The organism is Kitasatospora sp. SolWspMP-SS2h, from assembly GCF_003259315.1.
GTDB lineage: Bacteria > Actinomycetota > Actinomycetes > Streptomycetales > Streptomycetaceae > Kitasatospora > Kitasatospora fiedleri.
This window is the reverse complement of sequence record NZ_QLLT01000018.1, coordinates 73,291-90,505: the sequence shown is the minus strand read 5'-3', so window position 1 is coordinate 90,505 and position 17,215 is coordinate 73,291. Positions and strand designations below refer to the sequence as shown.

13 protein-coding genes and 1 tRNA gene are annotated in these 17,215 nt (G+C 74.3%); 6 read left to right on the top strand and 8 right to left on the bottom strand.

Translation table 11 applies throughout. From position 1 onward, the window contains the following. Positions 1-48: 48 nt before the first annotated feature. The 5 genes from K353_RS22635 to K353_RS22615 are packed head-to-tail and all read right to left on the bottom strand — an operon-like array spanning position 49 to position 6,015. A complete protein-coding gene (locus tag K353_RS22635) occupies positions 49-1,506 on the bottom strand; it encodes a penicillin-binding transpeptidase domain-containing protein (protein WP_111555382.1) in 1,458 nt (485 codons plus the stop codon). Continuing rightward, complete coding sequence (locus K353_RS22630; protein ID WP_111555381.1) at positions 1,503-3,008, bottom strand: FtsW/RodA/SpoVE family cell cycle protein; 1,506 nt, start codon at positions 3,006-3,008, stop codon at positions 1,503-1,505. The genes K353_RS22635 and K353_RS22630 overlap by 4 nt, the downstream gene beginning before the upstream one ends. Positions 3,009-3,042: 34 nt before the next feature. Next, on the bottom strand, positions 3,043-4,554 hold the full coding sequence (locus K353_RS22625; RefSeq protein ID WP_111555380.1) for a protein phosphatase 2C domain-containing protein: 1,512 nt from the start codon (positions 4,552-4,554) through the stop codon (positions 3,043-3,045). Between the two features lie 45 nt (positions 4,555-4,599). Next, entirely contained in the window at positions 4,600-5,124 is a 525-nt protein-coding gene (locus K353_RS22620; RefSeq protein ID WP_111555379.1) for an FHA domain-containing protein, read from the bottom strand. Positions 5,125-5,136: 12 nt separating this feature from the next. Next, a complete protein-coding gene (locus K353_RS22615) occupies positions 5,137-6,015 on the bottom strand; it encodes a DUF3662 and FHA domain-containing protein (RefSeq protein ID WP_111555378.1) in 879 nt (292 codons plus the stop codon). A 352-nt stretch (positions 6,016-6,367) separates the two neighbouring features. Between K353_RS22615 and K353_RS22610 the strand changes: the two genes are divergently transcribed. Further along, positions 6,368-6,451, top strand: a tRNA-Leu gene (locus tag K353_RS22610). 102 nt (positions 6,452-6,553) lie between these two features. Here K353_RS22610 and K353_RS22605 read toward each other — a convergent pair. Together K353_RS22605 and K353_RS22600 are read right to left on the bottom strand one after the other, a co-directional pair. Further along, on the bottom strand, positions 6,554-7,795 hold the full coding sequence (locus K353_RS22605) for a sensor histidine kinase (protein WP_233533762.1): 1,242 nt from the start codon (positions 7,793-7,795) through the stop codon (positions 6,554-6,556). After that, positions 7,792-8,460, bottom strand: coding sequence for a response regulator transcription factor (locus K353_RS22600; RefSeq protein WP_111555453.1), 669 nt, complete (start codon positions 8,458-8,460; stop codon positions 7,792-7,794). The genes K353_RS22605 and K353_RS22600 overlap by 4 nt, the downstream gene beginning before the upstream one ends. A 186-nt stretch (positions 8,461-8,646) precedes the next feature. On the opposite strand from K353_RS22600, the gene K353_RS22595 reads away from it, so the two are divergent. Then, on the top strand, positions 8,647-10,428 hold the full coding sequence (locus tag K353_RS22595) for a phosphatidylglycerol lysyltransferase domain-containing protein (RefSeq protein ID WP_370447634.1): 1,782 nt from the start codon (positions 8,647-8,649) through the stop codon (positions 10,426-10,428). A 536-nt stretch (positions 10,429-10,964) separates the two neighbouring features. Then, positions 10,965-11,405 (top strand): hypothetical protein, encoded by a 441-nt coding sequence (locus tag K353_RS35950; protein WP_158585464.1) that lies wholly within the window; start codon positions 10,965-10,967, stop codon positions 11,403-11,405. A 19-nt stretch (positions 11,406-11,424) separates the two neighbouring features. Here the strand turns inward: K353_RS35950 and K353_RS22585 are convergent, their stop codons facing one another. Further along, complete coding sequence (locus K353_RS22585; protein ID WP_111555377.1) at positions 11,425-14,118, bottom strand: SpoIIE family protein phosphatase; 2,694 nt, start codon at positions 14,116-14,118, stop codon at positions 11,425-11,427. A gap of 216 nt (positions 14,119-14,334) precedes the next feature. On the opposite strand from K353_RS22585, the gene K353_RS22580 reads away from it, so the two are divergent. From K353_RS22580 to K353_RS22570, 3 genes are all read left to right on the top strand, one after another. After that, on the top strand, positions 14,335-15,456 hold the full coding sequence (locus tag K353_RS22580; protein WP_111555376.1) for a rhodanese-like domain-containing protein: 1,122 nt from the start codon (positions 14,335-14,337) through the stop codon (positions 15,454-15,456). A 79-nt stretch (positions 15,457-15,535) separates the two neighbouring features. Continuing rightward, complete coding sequence (locus tag K353_RS22575) at positions 15,536-16,162, top strand: DUF5819 family protein (protein ID WP_146616546.1); 627 nt, start codon at positions 15,536-15,538, stop codon at positions 16,160-16,162. After that, positions 16,120-17,199 (top strand): HTTM domain-containing protein, encoded by a 1,080-nt coding sequence (locus K353_RS22570; protein ID WP_370447639.1) that lies wholly within the window; start codon positions 16,120-16,122, stop codon positions 17,197-17,199. Before K353_RS22575 ends, K353_RS22570 begins: the two co-directional genes overlap by 43 nt. Positions 17,200-17,215: the final 16 nt, after the last annotated feature.

Genomic DNA, 17,215 nt, shown 5'->3' with positions numbered 1-17,215 from the left:
TGCGACCGGGCCGCTCCGCGGCCCGCCTCCCGGGCCCGGTCACCGGGCCTACTTGCCGAGGGCCGCCTGCATCATCGACTTGGCGATCGGCGCGGCCAGCGAGCCGCCGGAGATCTCCGAGCTCTGCGCCGCGCCGTCCTCGACCACCACCGCGACCGCGACCTGCTTGCCTGCGGAGTCCTTCGCGTAGGAGACGAACCAGGCGAACGGCTTGCCCGCGTTGTCCTGGCCGTGCTGCGCGGTGCCGGTCTTGCCGCCGACCGTCACGCCCGGGATGGCCGCCTTCCTGCCGGTGCCCTCCTTCACCACGCCCTCCATCAGCTGCTGGAGCTTCTGCGCGGTGTCCGGCGAGACGGCCTGGCTCAGCTGGTGCTCGGAGTGGGTGGAGATGGCGTGGCCCGCCGAGCCCTCCTGGGCGACCAGGTAGGGCTGCATCAGCGAGCCGTTGTTGGCGACCGCCGCGGCCACCATGGCCATCTGCAGCGGGGTGGCCCGGGTGTCGTGCTGGCCGATGGCGTCCATCGCGGTGCCGTCGGGGGAGGAGCCGCTGGGGTAGTAGCTGGCGGCGGCCCGGACCGGGACGTCCAGCTTGTCGTTGTTGAAGCCGAACTTCTCGGCCTGCGCGCGCAGCGCGTCCTTGCCGAGCTCGGCGCCGATCTTGCCGAACACCGTGTTGCACGAGATGGCCATCGCCGAGGCGAGGGTGGCGTTCGTGCAGGGCTCGTCGGGGCTGTCGTTGACCAGCGGGGTGCTGGTGCCCGGCAGGATGTACGTCTCCGGGGTGTCGGTGGTGTCCGTCGGGTTCTTGAACTTGCCGGTCTCGAACGCGGTCGCCGCGGTGACCAGCTTGAACGTCGAGCCGGGCGGGTAGGTCTGGCGCAGCGCCCGGTTCAGCATCGGCTGGTTCGGGTCGTTCTGCAGCGCCGTCCAGGCCGCCGAGTCGGCCTCGCCGCCGCCGGCGAAGGTGCCCGGGTCGTAGGACGGGGTGGAGACCAGCGCCAGGATCGCCCCGGTGCGCGGGTCGATCGCCACCGCGGCGCCCTTGCGGTTGCCCAGGCCCTCGAAGCCGGCCTTCTGCACCTTCGGGTCGATGGTGGTGACCACGTCGCCGCCCTGCTTGGTCTTGCCGGTCAGCATGTCCAGGGTGTTGCGGAAGAACAGCCGGGAGTCGGTGCCGGAGAGCACCGGGTCCTCCAGCTTCTCCAGCTGGCTGGCGTCGAAGATCTGCGAGGAGTAGCCGGTGACCGGCGCGTACATCGGCCCGTCCACCCAGGAGCGCTTGTACTTGTAGCGCAGGCCGTTGACGAAGTCGGACTTGGTGACGGGCTGGCCGGCGACGATGATGTTGCCGCGCGGGTAGGCGTACCGGTCGTACTTCACCCGGTCGTTGTGCGAGTTGCCCGCCCAGGCCGAGGCCTGCACGCCCTGCACCCAGTTGACCCGGACCATCAGCGCCAGCACCAGGACCAGGCAGAAGATCGACACCCGGCGGATCGGCTTGTTCACGAGGACGCTCCCCTGCTCTGGTCCGGCGCGCCGTACCCGGGCGGCCCGTACCGGTCGGGACCGGCCGGCTCCGGGATCGCCGGGGCCGGCTCGGCGGTCGGTTCGGCGGCCGGGCGGCGGGCGGTGTCGCTGATCTTCATCAGGATGGCGATCAGCGCCCAGTTGGCCACCACCGAGGAACCGCCCTGGGCCAGGAACGGCATGGTCATGCCGGTCAGCGGGATCAGGCCGGTGACGCCGCCCGCGACCACGAACACCTGGAGCGCGAACGCCGAGCTCAGGCCGACCGCGAGCAGCTTGCCGAACGGGTCGCGGGCGGCCAGCGCGGTGCGCAGGCCGCGCTGCACCACCAGGCCGTACAGCAGGAAGATCGCCATCAGGCCGGTCAGGCCCAGCTCCTCGCCGAACGAGCCGAGGATGAAGTCGCTCTTCGCCGCGAACTGGATCAGCCAGCTGCGGCCCTGCCCCAGGCCGGTGCCGATGGTGCCGCCGGAGCCCAGCGACATCAGGGTCTGGCCGATCTGCTCCGAGGACTGCTTGGGCGGGTGCGGCCCGAACGCCGCCATCGGGTCCAGCCAGGCGTTGATCCGGGTCTTCACGTGCGGCTCGCTGGTGGCCACCACGGCGGCGCCGCCGAAGGACATCAGCAGACCGAAGACGATCCAGCTGGTCCGCTCGGTGGCCACGTACAGCATCACCACGAACAGGCCGAAGAACAGGAAGGACGAGCCGAGGTCGGTCTCGAACACCAGGATCAGGATCGACAGCAGCCAGACCACCACGATCGGCCCGAGGTCGCGGCCGCGCGGCAGGTACAGGCCCATGAACTTGCGGCTGGCCAGCGCCAGGGCGTCCTTCTTCACCATCAGGAAGCCGGCGAAGAAGACGGTCAGGATGATCTTGGCGAACTCGCCGGGCTGGATCGAGAAGGACCCGAAGCGGATCCAGATCTTCGCGCCGAAGTTCGCGTCCTGGGACGGGAAGAAGGCCGGCGCGGCCAGCAGCACCAGCGCCACCACCATCGAGATGTAGGTGTAGCGCTGCAGGATCCGGTGGTCCTTGAGCAGCCACATCACGCCGATGAACAGCGTGATGCCCAGGCCCGACCACATCAGCTGGTTGGTGGTCGCCGGGTAGTTGTCGTGCAGCAGGTCGCCGGCCTTGTCGAGCCGCCAGATCATCACCAGGCCGAGCCCGTTGAGCAGCGTCGCCAGCGGCAGCAGCAGCGGGTCGGCGTACGGGGCGAAGCGGCGCACCGCCAGGTGCGCGAGGCCGGCCAGCACGCCCAGGCCCAGGCCGTAGGCCAGGATGTTGGCGGGCAGCGTGCCGTCCATCGCCAGGCCCACGTTGGCGTACCCGAAGACCGGGACGGCCACCGCGAAGGCCAGCATCAGCAGCTCGGTGTTGCGCCGGTTCGGCACGGTGTCCGGGGTGCCGCGGCCGGTGGCGCGGCGGCGCCCGGTGGCGGGCGTGCGGCCGCCGCTCACGTCGAAGGTGCTCATGCCTGTGTGCAACCCCCCGGGTTCGCCCGCGGCCCTACCGGGCCGGGCAGGACGCGGCGAGCTGCTGCTCCTGTTCGGTCAGCGGCGGCGCGGACGGCTCGGTGCCCTCCCCGGTGGCCGGGGCGGTCGTGGACTCGGCGACCTTCTTGCAGACGGCGGCCTGCGCGCGCAGCGCGTCGACCTGCTTCCGGGCGTCGGCCAGGCCGTCGGCCTGGATCTTCTTGGCCACCTGGTCCTGCTGGTAGGCGGGCAGGTACTTGAGTTCGATGTCGGTGAACGGCTGGTAGACCGAGCTGAGCTCGATGCCGGCCAGGTTCTGGTCGAGGCCGCGGTAGACCGCGACGTGGCCGTCCTGGACGCCGACGTAGTACTGGTCCTGGCTCCACTGCCAGGCGAAGAACCCGCCGGCGCCGAGCACCGCGAGCACCAGCACGCCGATCAGGGTCAGCTTCAGGCCGCGCTTCTTCTTCCGGTGCTCGGCCGGGGCGTCCTGGTCGAACTCCTCGCCGGGCGCGCCGTAGCCGCCCTCGCCGGCCGGGAAGCCGGCCCGGGTGACGTCGTCCGCCGGGGCGCCGTAGCCCTCCGGGGGGCCGAAGTCGCCCGCGGGGGCGCCGTAGCCGGGCTGCTGCTGGTCGTAGCCGCCCTGGTAGCCCTGGGCCGGGCCGAAGACGCCCTGCGGGGCCGGGCCGCGGCCCAGGCCGGCGGCCCGGCCGGCCGGGGTGTCCAGCAGCTGCGGGTCGTTGTAGTGGTGCGGCTGGTTCTCGGCGACCGCGCCGACCACCACCGGGGCCTCGGCGGCCCGGCCGCTGAGCTGGTCGGTGGCGCCGACGTCGATCACGTCGGCGACGATGCAGGTGATGTTGTCCGGGCCGCCGCCGCGCAGCGCCAGCTGGATCAGCTCCTGGACGGTCTGCTCGGGCGCGTAGTAGCTGCCGAGCGTCTCCTCCAGGGTCTGGTGGCTGACCGGGCCGGACAGGCCGTCGGAGCAGATCAGGTACCGGTCGCCGGCCCGGACCTCGCGGATCGACAGGTCGGGCTCGACCTGGCCGCGGCCGTCCAGGGCGCGCATCAGCAGCGAGCGCTGCGGGTGGGTCTCGGCCTCCTCGGCGGTGATCCGGCCCTCGTCGACCAGCCGCTGCACCCAGGTGTGGTCCTGGGTGATCTGGTCGAGCCGGCCGTCGCGCAGCAGGTAGGCCCGGGAGTCGCCGATGTGCACCTGGCCCATCCGCTGGCCGTCCCAGAGCAGCGCGGTGAGGGTGCAGCCCATGCCCTCCAGCTGCGGGTCCTGCTCGACCATCTGCCGCAGCCGCTCGTTGGCGGTCTGCACCGCCTCGTTGAGCAGGCTCAGCAGGTCGGCGCCGGGGTGCGGCTCGTCGAGCCGGACGATCGAGCCGAGGACCTCGGAGGAGGCGACCTCGCCGGCCGCCGCCCCGCCCATGCCGTCGGCCACCGCGAGCAGCCGGGGCCCGGCGTAGCCGGAGTCCTCGTTCCCTTCACGGATCAGGCCCTTGTGCGAGCCGGCGGCGAAGCGCAGCACGAGACTCATGCTGTCCGGGCCCTCCTTCGGGTGGAGCTGGTCCTCATGCGCTGACTACTTCCGCAGCTCGATGACGGTCCTGCCGATTCGGATCGGCACGCCGATCTGGAGCGGCGTCGGCGTGGTGAGCCGCTGCCGGTCGAGATAGGTGCCGTTGGTGGAGCCTAGATCCTCCACCGTCCACTGCCCAGCCTGATCGGGGTAGATCCTGGCATGGCGGGAGGAGGCGTAGTCGTCGTCCAGGACGATGGTGGAGTCGTGCGCCCGGCCCAGCGTGACGGTCTGGCCCTGGAGGGCGACGGTCGTCCCGGCCAGCGACCCCTGGGTCACCACCAGGTGGGTCGGTTGGCCGCGGCGCTGCCGGGCCTGCGCCTGCTGGGCGGCCGGGGCGGGCTGCCCCTGCGGCCCGCGGCCCGCCCCGGCCTGGGCCGGCGCGGGGGCGGGGGAGCGCTGGGCGGTGCGCGCGGCGCCCTTGGTGGTGAACAGGTCGCTGCGGATCACCTGCACCGCGACGATGACGAACAGCCAGAGGACGGCGAGGAAGCCCAGCCGCATGACCGTCAGGGTCAGATCAGACATACCGGCCCGCTTCTACCCTTCGACCTGTCGGTAGACGATGGTGGTCGACCCCAGGACGATCCGGGAGCCGTCGCGGAGCGTAGCGCGCTGGGTGTGCTGCCCGTCCACCACGATGCCGTTGGTGGAACCCAGGTCCAGGACCATCGCGGGTGCACCGGGGCGGATCTCCGCGTGCTTGCGGGACACCCCGGGGTCGTCGATCCGGATGTCCGCCTCGGTGGAGCGCCCGAGCACCACCGCGTTCTGGCTGATCTGGTGCCGGGCGCCGTTCACCTCGATCCAGCGCCGGGTGCCGGCGCCGCCGTGGCCCGCGCCGGGGAAGGGCCGGACGTTCCCGGCCGACGGGGCGGCGGACGCCGCGGGCGGCACCGCGGGCGGGGCGGGCGGTGGCGGCGGGGTGCCGTAGGGCGCGGCGGACGCGCCCTGGTGCCAGGGCGCGCCGGGCGCGGGCGGCGTCGGCGGACGGCCGTACCCGGGCTGGGCGGCGGACGGCGGGGCCGGGGCCCGCTGGGGCTCCTCGGCGGCCAGCGTGCGGCTGCGCACCCGGTACAGGCCGGTGTCCAGGTCGTCGGCCTTCTCCAGGGCGACCTGGAGCGGCCCCATGAAGCTGTACCGCTGGGCCTCCGCGTACTCGCGGACCATCCCGGCCAGCTCGGTGCCGAGCTGGGTGGCGTAGGGGCTGAGCCGCTCGTGGTCGTGCGGGCTGAGCTCGACGATGAAGTCGTTCGGGACGACCGTGCGGTCCCGGTTCCAGATGGTGGCGTTGTTGTCGCACTCGCGCTGCAGGGCACCGGCGATCTCCACCGGCTGGACCTCGGACTTGAACACCTTCGCGAAGGTGCCGTTCACGAGACCTTCGAGTCGCTGCTCGAACTTCTTCAGGACTCCCACGGGGCACCCCCTCTCAGGGCGTCGGACGGGCCGGTTCGTCGGCTGGAAAGCGGTACTTCCGTACTGATCGTATCCACGCCCGGCCCTTCCGTACGGTTCCCCGGCTAGGTCGCGCCCGGAGGGGTACCCGCCGGACGGCCCGCTCACGCGTTCGTCCGGCCTCCGGTTGCGGGCCGGGCGGGCCCGTGCGGGGGGCCGGGGGGAATGGATTCGCAGGTGCGGCGTGGGGCGTGCTAATGTTTTCCATGTCGGAAGGGGCGCCCGAGAGGGAGCCGAACGGAAGACCCCGAGAGATGCGGTAAGCTTCTCGACAGGTCGGAAGAAGCGGTAAGCAACTGAAGACAACACCCATGCGCGGGTGGCGGAATAGGCAGACGCGCTGGATTCAGGTTCCAGTGCCCGAAAGGGCGTGGGGGTTCAACTCCCCCCTCGCGCACAGATGAAGCCCCGCAGGTCCATCGGACCTGCGGGGCTTCCTCGTTCTCCGGCGGCGCCGGCCCGGAACGGCTCCCGTCGGTTCTTGCCGCTGCCGCGGTCCTCAGGGGGCGGGCAGCACGGCGTGCAGGGCGTAGCCGCCGTCGGGGGTGGCGCCGGCGGTGAAGGTGCCGCCGAGCAGGGCGGCGCGTTCGCGCAGGCCGATCAGGCCGTGGCCGCCGCCGGGCAGCGGGGCGTCCTGGCCGGGGCCGGTCGGGCCCAGCGGCGGGGGGCCGTTGCGGACCTCGACGTGCAGCCGGCCGCCGCGGGCGGTGACCCGGACGGTGACCGGGGCGCCGGGGGCGTGCTTGCTGATGTTGGTGAGGCCCTCCTGGACGGTGCGGTAGGCGGCCCGTTCGACGGCCTCGGGCCAGTTCCGGCGGCCCGGGTCGAGGCGGCTGGTGACGGCCAGGCCGCTGCCCCCGATCAGCCGGGGCAGGTCGGCCAGGGTGGGCTGCGGGGCGAGCGGGGTGCCGGGGCCGCCGGCGGCGCGCAGCACGCCGACCATCTGGCGGAGTTCGTCGAGGGTGCGGACCGAGAGCTCGCGGATGGTGCGGGCGCCGTCCCGGGCGGCCGGGTCGGTGCTGGAGACCTGGAGCGCCCCGGCCTGGATCGAGATCAGGCTGACCTGGTGGGAGACCACGTCGTGCATCTCGCGGGCGAGCCGGGCGCGTTCGGCGGTCAGCACCTGTTCGGCGAGCAGCCGGCTCTCGCGCTGCCGGCCGGCGGTGAGTTCGGTGACCCGCTCGGCGAGTTCGCCGCGGGTGCGGGCGAGCATGCCGAGGGCGGCCGGTCCGGCGCCGAGCATCACCGACTGGATGCCGTACAGCGCGTTGTCCCGGCTGAGTTCGAAGAGGCCGGGGTCGAAGGGCCAGTGGAAGAACTCGACCAGGGCGAAGGCGGTGGCGCAGGCGACCGGGACGCCGGGCCGGGGGCGGGCGGCGGCGACCGCGTAGACGGCGGTCAGCGGGGCCAGCCAGATCTCGTTGAAGAACGCGCCGGGCAGGGTGAGCAGGGCCACCGTGAGCGGGAGGCGGCGGCGGGCCAGCAGGGCGGCCACCGACAGCGCGGAGAGGGCCAGCTGCCAGGGCGCGGAGCCCTTGGCGACCAGCGCGGAGTCCATCGCGGCGAGCAGCACCGGGGCCAGCAGGGTGGTGCGCGGGGAACGCAGCCAGGCCCGGGCGCGGGCCCTGGCCCGCGCCCGGAGCGGGCGGCGCGGCCCGGCGGGCTCCGGGGGCGTCGGGTGCGCTGCGGTCCCGGGGGGTTCCGGGCGGTGTCCGGGGGCCGCGGCGGCCGCGGAGCTCACTCCCCGTCCCGCCGCTCGCGGACCAGCCCGGCGCGGTGGGCGATGACGGCGGCCTGGACCCGGTTGGCGGCGCCGAGCTTGGCCAGGATGGCGCTGATGTGGTCCTTGACGGTGCCGGTGCCCAGGAAGAGCCGGTCGGCTATCTCGGCGTTGGACAGGCCCTCGCCGAGCAGCGCCAGGACGTCCAGCTCGCGGCCGGTGAGCCGGCCGGTGAGGTCGGCGGCGGCGGTGTCGGGGCCGCCGCCCTCGACGTAGCCGCTGATCACGGTGCGGGCGACGGTCGGGGAGAGCGCGCTGCCGCCGGCCGCGAGCACCCGGACGGCGTGCACCAGCTGCTCGGGGGCGGTGTCCTTGAGCAGGAACCCGGCCGCCCCGGCCCGCAGCGCGGTGCCGATGTGCTCGTCGGTGTCGAAGGTGGTGAGCATGGCGACGGCGGGCGGGTCGGGCAGCGCGCGCAGTCGGCGCAGCACGCTGATGCCGTCCAGGTCGGGCATCCGGACGTCGAGCAGGACGACCCGGGGGGCGAGTTCGCGGGCCAGCTGCTCGGCCTGGCCGCCGGAGCAGGCGCCGACCACCTCCAGGTCGGGTGCGGTGCCGACGATCAGGCCGAGCCCGGAGCGGACCAGCACCTCGTCGTCCACGATCAGGACCCGGGTCGGCGGCATGTCTCTCCCTGTCTCTCCCCGGTGGGGGCGGTTGGGGGCCGGGCGGTCCGGCACCCCCGCCGATCGGCGGGGGTGGGAATCCGCTACCGGATTCACGCAATTCTCATCCGGGCTGGGCAACCATGGAAATCGGGGTCGAGTGCGCCGAACCGCGAGCGGATGCGCCCCTGTGATCGATCGTCTGGAATGGTTGCTGTGTCCACTGTGAAGACGGCTTCCCCGGCCGTGTCCCCCTCCCGGGGCGAAGGCCCCGGCCCGCTGGCACGGTGGCGGCTCAGGGCCGCCGCGTCGACGGTCTGGTACCTGCGGCTGGTGGCCCTGCTGAACCTGGTGGCGGTGCTCTCGGTGCCGTTCCGGGACCAGGTGCAGCGTCACAACGAGGGGGAGTTCTTCACCCCCTACCTGGTGACCGCCGGCCTGACCTCGATGCTCCTGGCGCTGTTCCTGGCGGTGGCGATGCGCCGCCGCAAGCGGGCGGCGTGGATCTTCAACACCGGCCTGGCCGGGTTGACGTTCCTCGGCTACCTGGCCTGGATGGCCTGGGGCGACCGGTACCGGGACCACCCGTGGAACTACTTCTCGATCGTGCTGACCGGCCTGTTCCTGGCCGCGCTGCTGTTCTCCCGCCGGGAGTTCACCTCCAAGGGCGACCGCTCGAACCCGAAGACCGCGGCCGCCGCGGCGGTCGGCGGGCTGCTGCTGGGCGGGCTGGTCGGTTCGCTGCTGGTGCAGCTGACCAACGAGGTCGCCGGCGCGGGCTTCGGGACGCGGTTCAGCTACGCGGTGCACCGGATGATCACGCTGACCCCGTCGGAGCGGGTCCTCGACGTGGTCTCGGTGCCGACCTGGGTGAACGCGGCGATCAACGCGATGAGCGCGGTGCTGTTCCTGTTCGTGCTGTACGTGGCGTTCCGCTCGCCGCGCGGCGAGGAGCTGCAGAGCGACGAGGACCAGAGCCGGCTGCGCGAGCTGCTGGACCGGCAGGGCGAGCGGGACTCGCTGGGCTACTTCGCGCTGCGCCGGGACAAGGCGGTGGTGTTCTCGCCGTCCGGGAAGGCGGCGATCGCCTACCGGGTGGTCGGCGGCGTCACGCTGGCGTCCGGCGACCCGATCGGCGACCCGGAGGCCTGGCCGGGGGCGATCGACGCCTGGCTGGCCGAGGCCCGCGAGCACGCCTGGGTGCCGGCCGTGATGGGCGCCTCCGAGGAGGCCGGGGTGATCTACGCCCGGCACGGGCTGGACGCGCTGGAGCTGGGCGACGAGGCGATCGTCGAGCTGGACGAGTTCTCGCTGGACGGCCGGGCGATGCGGGTGGTCCGGCAGGCGTACAACCGGGTCAAGCGGGCCGGCTACACGGTGCGGATCCGCCGGCACGGGGACATCCCGGAGTGCGAGATGGCCGAGCTGGTGGCCAGGGCCGACCACTGGCGGGACGGCGCGACCGAGCGCGGCTTCTCGATGGCGCTGGGGCGGCTCGGCGACGCGGGCGACGGGCGCTGCGTGATGCTGGAGTGCTTCGACGGGGACGGCGAGCTGCGGGCGCTGCTGAGCTTCGTGCCGTGGGGCGCGCACGGCCTGTCGCTGGACCTGATGCGGCGCGACCGGGACAGCGAGAACGGCCTGATGGAGTTCATGGTGATCGAACTCCTGCAGCGCGCCGGGGAGGTCGAGCTGGAACGGGTGTCGTTGAACTTCGCGATGTTCCGGTCGGTGTTCGAGCGCGGTTCGAAGCTGGGCGCGGGCCCGGTCCTGCGGCTGTGGCGCTCGGTGCTGGGCTTCTTCTCGCGCTGGTGGCAGATCGAGTCGCTGTACCGGGCGAACGCGAAGTACCGGCCGATCTGGGAACCGCGCTACCTGCTGTTCGAGAAGAGCGGCGAGATCCCCCGGATCGGCATCGCCTCGGCCCGCGCGGAGGGGTTCATCACGGCCCCCACGATGCCGGCGCTGTTCCGCCGCCGGCACGGGTGAGGAACGCTTCCCGGCCGGGAACGGCCCGGGAGGGGGAGGTCCCTCCGCCGGGGGGCGGAGCGGGCCGGAGGTCAGCCTCCGGGAGGAGGCCGGGAATGGTCTCCGAAGCTGATGCCGCGGTTCGGCCCGGTGCGTAGGGTCGGATCCGGGGAGCAGAAGAGAAATCGACGACGGAAGTCGGCACGGAATCGGACGGGAGAGCCGGGACGTGGAGCAGATCACCCACGCGGGGGGCGTGCGGTCGGGGCTCGGGGCGGTGTTGCGCCGGGCCGCGGTCGCGGAGTGGGGGGAGCTTTTCGCTTCCGTGAAGGAGGCGGTGGCGCGGCGGAGGTTCGCCGCGGTGCCGCTGGCGACCGCGGCGACCGCGCTGGTGCTGCTGTTCTCGGTGGTCCAGCACCTGCCGGGCGGGGACCGGCTGGTGGCCGACGTCGGGGTGGTGAAGGCGGCGCTGCCGCTGGACGTGTCGCTGCTGCGCACCCCGCTGTCGCTGTACGTGCCGGCCCTGGACCTGCCGGTGTGGGGGGGCGCTGGCCCAGGTGTTCCTGGTGTTCGGGGTGGCCGAGATCGTGCTGGGGCGGCGGCTGACCCTGGTGGTGGCGTACGCCTGCACCCTGGCGGGAACGCTGTTCGCCCGGGTCGGGGTGGCGCTGGGTCCGCACCACGCGCTGGGCTTCCCGCGCTGGGTGGCGTACGTGCGGGACACCGGGCCCTCGGCGGCGGTGGTGGCGCTGGCCGTGGTGGTGGCGCTGCGCTGCCGGGCCTGGTGGACGGCCGGGGCGGTGGCGCTGTCGATGGTGGTGGAGGCGCTGCTGCTGCCGAACCTGGCCGGGCTGGAGCACCTGGTGGCGATCAGCACCGCGGCGCTGATCGCGGTCTGGGTCGAGGTGTTCGGCGACTACTGGCCGCGGGTGCTGACCGGGGTCGGCGCGGCGGCGGCGGTGGCCGCCCAGGGCCGGGCCAGGGCGGTGGCGTCCTGACCCGGCGGGCGGGCGGCGGTCAGCCGCGCGACAGCGGCATCTCGAAGTAGACGACCTTGCCGACCGCCTTGCGGGCGGTGCCCCACTTCTCGGACAGCTTGCTGACCAGGTTCAGGCCGCGGCCGTGCTCGGAGAACGCGTCGGCGGGCTCCAGCGAGGGCAGGTTGTGGTTGTCGTCGCTGACCTCGACCAGCAGTTTGTCGACCCGGATCAGCTGCAGCTGCACCTCGGCCCGGGCCACCCGGACCGCGTTGGTGACCAGTTCGGAGACCAGTAGTTCGACCGTCTCGGAGAGCGCGGTCAGCTGCCAGGCGGCGAGCTGGTCGCGCACCAGGCTGCGGGCCCGGCCGACCTCCAGCTCGGTGACGCCGAGCTGCCAGGTGGCGACCTCGGTCGGCGGGACGCCGTCGAAGCGGGCCACCAGCAGCGCGATGTCGTCCTGCCGGTCGTCGGAGTGCAGGGTGTTCAGCACGGTGTCGCAGGCCTCGTCGGGAGTCTGCGCGGGGTCGATCAGGTTGCCGCAGAGCGCCGCCAGGCCCGCCCCTATGTCGCCGCCGCGGACCTCGACCAGACCGTCGGTGCACAGCACCAGCATCGAGCCGTCCGAGACGTCGATCTGCTTGGCCTGGAACGGCACCCCGCCGACGCCGATCGGCGCGCCGGAGGGCAGGTCGAGCAGTTCGCCGCGGCCGTCGGGGTGCACCAGCACCGGCGGGACGTGGCCGGCCGAGGCGAGTTCGCAGGTGCGGTTGATCGGGTCGTAGACCGCGTACAGGCAGGTCGCCAGGTGGTCGTCGCCGAGCTTGTGGGCCAGGTTGTCGAGGTGGCGCAGCAGCTGGGCGGGCGGCAGGTCGAGGGCGGCCAGGGTCTGCATGGCGGTGCGGAAGCGGCCCATCGCGGCGGCCGAGTGCAGGCCGTGGCCCATCACGTCGCCGACCACCAGGGCGACCCGGCTGCCGGGTAGCTGGATGGCGTCGAACCAGTCGCCGCCGACCTCGGCCTTGCGGTCGCCGGGCATGTAGCGGTGGGCGATCTGGACGCCGGGGATCCGCGGCGGGCGGGTCGGGATCATCGAGCGCTGGAGCGTGGTGGCGACCTTGGACTCGGCGCGGTGCAGCCGGGCGTTGTCCAGGGAGAGCGCGGCGCGGGCGGCGACCTCCTTGAAGGTGTCGGCGTCGGAGCGGGTGAACGGGGTCCGGTCGGCGAGCCGCAGCAGCTTGAGGATGCCCAGCACGGTGCCGCGGGCGGACAGCGGCAGCACCAGCATCGAGCGGCCGACCACGGCCGGCTCCAGTTCGGGGCCGCCGAGCGAGGCCGCGTAGTCGACCGCGACGTCCGGCGAGATCAGCGGGACCAGCACCGGCTGGTTCTCCTGGAGGGCCAGTCCGGGCGGGGTGGAGCGGGGCATGGCCAGCAGCGCGCCCTCGTCCAGGACGTGGCCCCAGCGCGGCGAGGCGGCGTTGAAGGTGCGGGCGACCCGGCGCAGCATGGTGGCGTCGTCGGGCGCCCCGACGGGCAGCTCGGAGTCGGAGATCAGGCCGTCGAGCAGGTCGACGCAGGCGAAGTCGGCGACCCGGGGGACCAGCACCTCGCACAGTTCGCGGGCGGTGGTGTCCAGGTCCAGGGTGGTGCCGACCTGGCTGCCGATCGAGGCGAGCAGCGCCAGGTCGCCGTCGTCGGGCAGTCCGCGGACCACCTCCACGCCGGTGCCGGTGCCGGAGCCGGCCGTCCGGCTCGGCGGGACGGTGGCGGGCGCGGGCGCGGGCGCACCGGTCGGGTCGGGGGCGGTGGTCGGGTCGGCTGCGGTGGTCGGGTCGGGGACGGCTGCGGGTTCGATGACGGGGCCTCCCGGGTCCGGGCGGTGGGCGGCGGCTTCGCGTGGTCCGGGGACGGTGCGGCCGGGCCGCGGCCCGTCCCGGTGGGCGGTCGCGGGCCCGGCGGCCGGGGGACGCGACCCGGCGGCGCCCGGGTTCGGCGGCTCCGCGGCGCGGCGGGCGGCGCGCTGCTGCGCGGTGGGGTAGCGGCGGCCGATCCCGGCGGCGGCCCGGGCGGTGCCGGCGCCCTCCGGGAAGGACGGCAGCGGGACCACGGGCAGCACGGCCGCGCCGTCCACCCGCAGCGCGGGCGGCCCGGCCTGGGCGAGGGCGTCCAGCAGTCGGCGGCGGCGCTCGGCGGAGCCCGGCGGGAGCAGCGCGGCGAGCGCCTCGGCGCGGCCCGGGCCGGGCGGGGCGAAGGCGGCGGCGACCTGCTGCGGGCGGGCCGCGGCGGGTGCGGCGGCGTACGGGAGCAGGCGCTCGCCGAGGGCGATCCGGGGGCCGGTGGCGCGCAGCGGGCGGGCGTCGGCGGCCAGCACCAGCAGCGAGCGGCCGGCCGGCTCGACCAGCGGGTAGGCCCACCACAGGACGTCGCGCAGCCGCTCCTCGCGGTCGTGCACGGTCATCGGCCCGGCCCACGGGCCGTCCAGGACGAGGTCGTCCAGGGTGTCGAGGGCGTCGCAGCGCTGGGCCGGGCCGGAGCCCTCGGGACGGGGTTCGACGGCGGGCAGCAGGCCGTGCGCGGTGCGGCCGAGGGCGACCTCGGCGCGGTGGCCGAACAGTTCCTCCGCGGTGCGGTTCCACAGCGCGATCCGGCCGTCCGGGTCGACCAGCACGGCGGCGACCCGGAGCAGGGCGACCACTCCGGCCGGGGGTGTGGGATCGGGCTGGTCCACCATGGGTATCGGTCTGCCCCTTTGTTGTGCTCGCTGCTCCTCCTGGCCGGTGCGCGCGTCCTCGCACGCGCCCTCCAATGAAGCACGGAGATGCCGGGGGCAGGTAGCCAATCGGGCAGATTCGTCAGTATCAGTTGCGTGTCGCCCGCCGCGCGCCCCGGGGAGTGCCGCCGGTGTCACCCGGTCGGCGGTGTGCCGGGCCCCGGTAGGGTGGCCAGGGTGAGCGTACCGAGCGTCGAGGTGTGGGCGGACCCGGAGCGGCAGGACCTGGAGGAGCGGGTCGCGGCGGCCGAGTTGGCCTGGCTGACCCTGGACGTCGACGTGGCCACCCTGCGGGTGGAGATCGACAACTTCGCGCTGGCCCACCACCAGCTGCTGGGCCCGCTCTACGCCGAGCTGGACGAGCTGGACGCGCTGATCGCCGAGTCGGTGGCGGTGCTCAGCGGCGACCCGGAGGACCTGCGGCGGGCCCGGGAGGCCCGGGAGCGGGTCGAGCCGCCGGAGGAGCGCGGCCCGCGCGAGGGCGAGCCGGAGGCCCGCCGGGTGCGGCCCGGCAAGGAGGCCCAGCGCACCTACCGCGAGCTGGTCCGCCGGGCTCACCCCGACCTGACCACCGACCCGGCCGAGCAGGAGCGCCGCTCGGGTTTCATCGCCCGCGTCAACGAGGCGTACGCGCTGGCCGACGCCGAGGGGCTGGAGCGGCTGGCCGAGGAGTGGTCCACCTCCCCGGACTCGGCGCCCGCCGCGGACTCCCCCGACCGGCTGGCCTGGCTGCGCCAGCGCCTGGAGTGGCTGACCGGCCGGATCACCGCGCTGGCGGTGGAGCGGGTCCGGCTGGAGCGCACCCCGATGGGCGAGCTGCTGCTGCTGCGGCCCGAGGAGCCGGAGCGGCTGCTGGAGGAGCTCGCCGAGCAGCTGCTGGCCACCGCCGCGGACCGGCAGGCGAGACTGGCCGCGCTCCTGCCCGACAATGGGCACCACCAACCGTCCCACGCACCCCAGGAGACCGCCCCGATGTTCGCTCAGCTGCCCACCGCCGACGCCGCCTCGGTGCCCGCCGACGCCGTCCTGCTCGACGTCCGCGAGCAGGACGAGTGGGACGCCGGGCACGTGGAGGGCGCGCTGCACATCCCGATCGGCCAGGTGGTGGCCCGCCTCGACGAGCTGCCCGAGGGCCGGCTGTACGTGGTGTGCCGGGTCGGCGGCCGTTCCGCCCAGGTGGTGCAGTACCTGGTGGCGGGCGGCCGGGACGCGGTCAACGTGGACGGCGGGATGTTCGCCTGGGAGGCCGCCGGGCGCCCGATGGTGGGCGGGACCGGCCGGGAGCCGTTCGTCCTGTAGCCCCCGCGGTCCGCCGCGGGGCGGTGCAAGGGCTCCGGCCCCTGTTCGAACGCTTGGGCGGTGCGGCAGGATGTCGGCCGTGCGCGTCTGGTCCAAGCCCGCCCGGGTGGTCCTGGTGGTCGCCGGGGTGGGGCTGGGAGCCTGCGTCCTGGCGTTCCTCGGCGCGCTCTTCCTGGCCGTGGCGCCCGCCAACTCGGTGTCGAAGGAGTACCGCTCCGAGCTGGACGCGGTGGTCTACCCGGAGTTCGAGCAGAACTGGAAGCTGTTCGCGCCGGACCCGCTGCAGCGCAACGTCGCGGTGGACGCCCGGGTGCGGACCATCGGCCCGGACGGGCAGGTGGCCACCGGCGAGTGGCACGGGCTGAGCGCCGGGGACTGGGCGGCGATCCGGCACGACCCGGCGCCCAGCCACCTGGACCAGAACCTGCTGCGCCGGGCCTGGGACTTCTACGAGTCCACCCACGGCGAGGGCGACGGGACCGCCGCGGCCGGCAACCGCGGCGAGCTCGCCGAGCAGTACCTGAAGCGGATCGCCCTCCAGCGGATCGGGCCCGGCGGCGACCGGGTGATCCAGGTCCAGCTGCGGGCCACCGCCACCGCCGTCGCCCCGCCGCCCTGGAGCGGCGAGCAGGTCGACACCGCCCCGCACGCCCGCGAGCTGCCCTGGTGGCCGGTGCAGGCCGAGGACCGGCGGGGCCTGTGGTGACCGGCGCGCCCGCGGCCGTCCGGGCCGCGCTGCCGCGCCTGCTGACCACCCTCGCCCCGTACCAGGCCGCCGTGGTGCGGATCGGCACCGCCGGCACCTGGGGCTGCTACCTGCTGCGCGAGTGGCCGCACCGGCGGGTGCTGTACGGGGACCTCTCGCCCTGGTCGGCGGAGCTGAACGGCCGGCTGCTGGCCGACACCCACGCGTTCACGGCGCTGTCCTGGAGCGACGGCCGCTGGTGGTTCGAGGCGGTGTACCTGCTGGCGCTGCTCTCGGCCGGGGCGACGGCGCTGGGCTGGCGCACCCGGGCCTCCTCGGTGCTGTTCGCGCTGACCGTGCTGTCGCTGCAGAACCGCAACGTGTTCCTCGGCGACGGCGGCGACAACCTGGTCCACCTGATGGCGATCTACCTGGCCCTCACCCGCTGCGGGACGGTCTGGTCGCTGGACGCCCGCCGCCGGGCCCGCAAGCCCGGCCGGGACCCGGCCGGGTGGGGCGAGCCGCGGGCGCTGGCCGACGCGCTGGCCGCGATGCTGCACAACGGCGCGATGCTGGTGATCGCCGTCCAGGTGGTGCTGGTGTACGCCACGGCCGGCTGGTACAAGGTCCAGGGCTCGCGCTGGCAGGACGGCACCGCGGTCTTCTACCCGCTGAAACTGGCGTACTTCACCCCCTGGCCGGAGCTGTCCGGGCTGCTCGGCGGCAGCCTGCTGGTCACCTTCGCGCTGACCTACGGCACCGTGGTCATGCAGGTCGGCTTCCCGTTCTCGCTGGCCGCGCGGCGGCTGAAGAACGTGCTGCTGGCGGTGATGGTGGTCGAGCACCTGGCGATCGCGGTGCTGCTGGGGCTGCCGTTCTTCTCGCTGGCGATGATCTCCGCGGACGCGGTGTTCCTGCCGACCGCGTTCCTGCTGGCGGTCCAGCGGTGGCCGGCCGGACGGCGGTGGGCGCGGGAGCCGGCGGCGGAGCGGGAGCCGGCGGACGGGCCGGCCGGTGACGGGCCGGCGGCGGAGCGGGCCGGGGAGCCGACCGCCTAGCGGCCCGGCGGGCCGA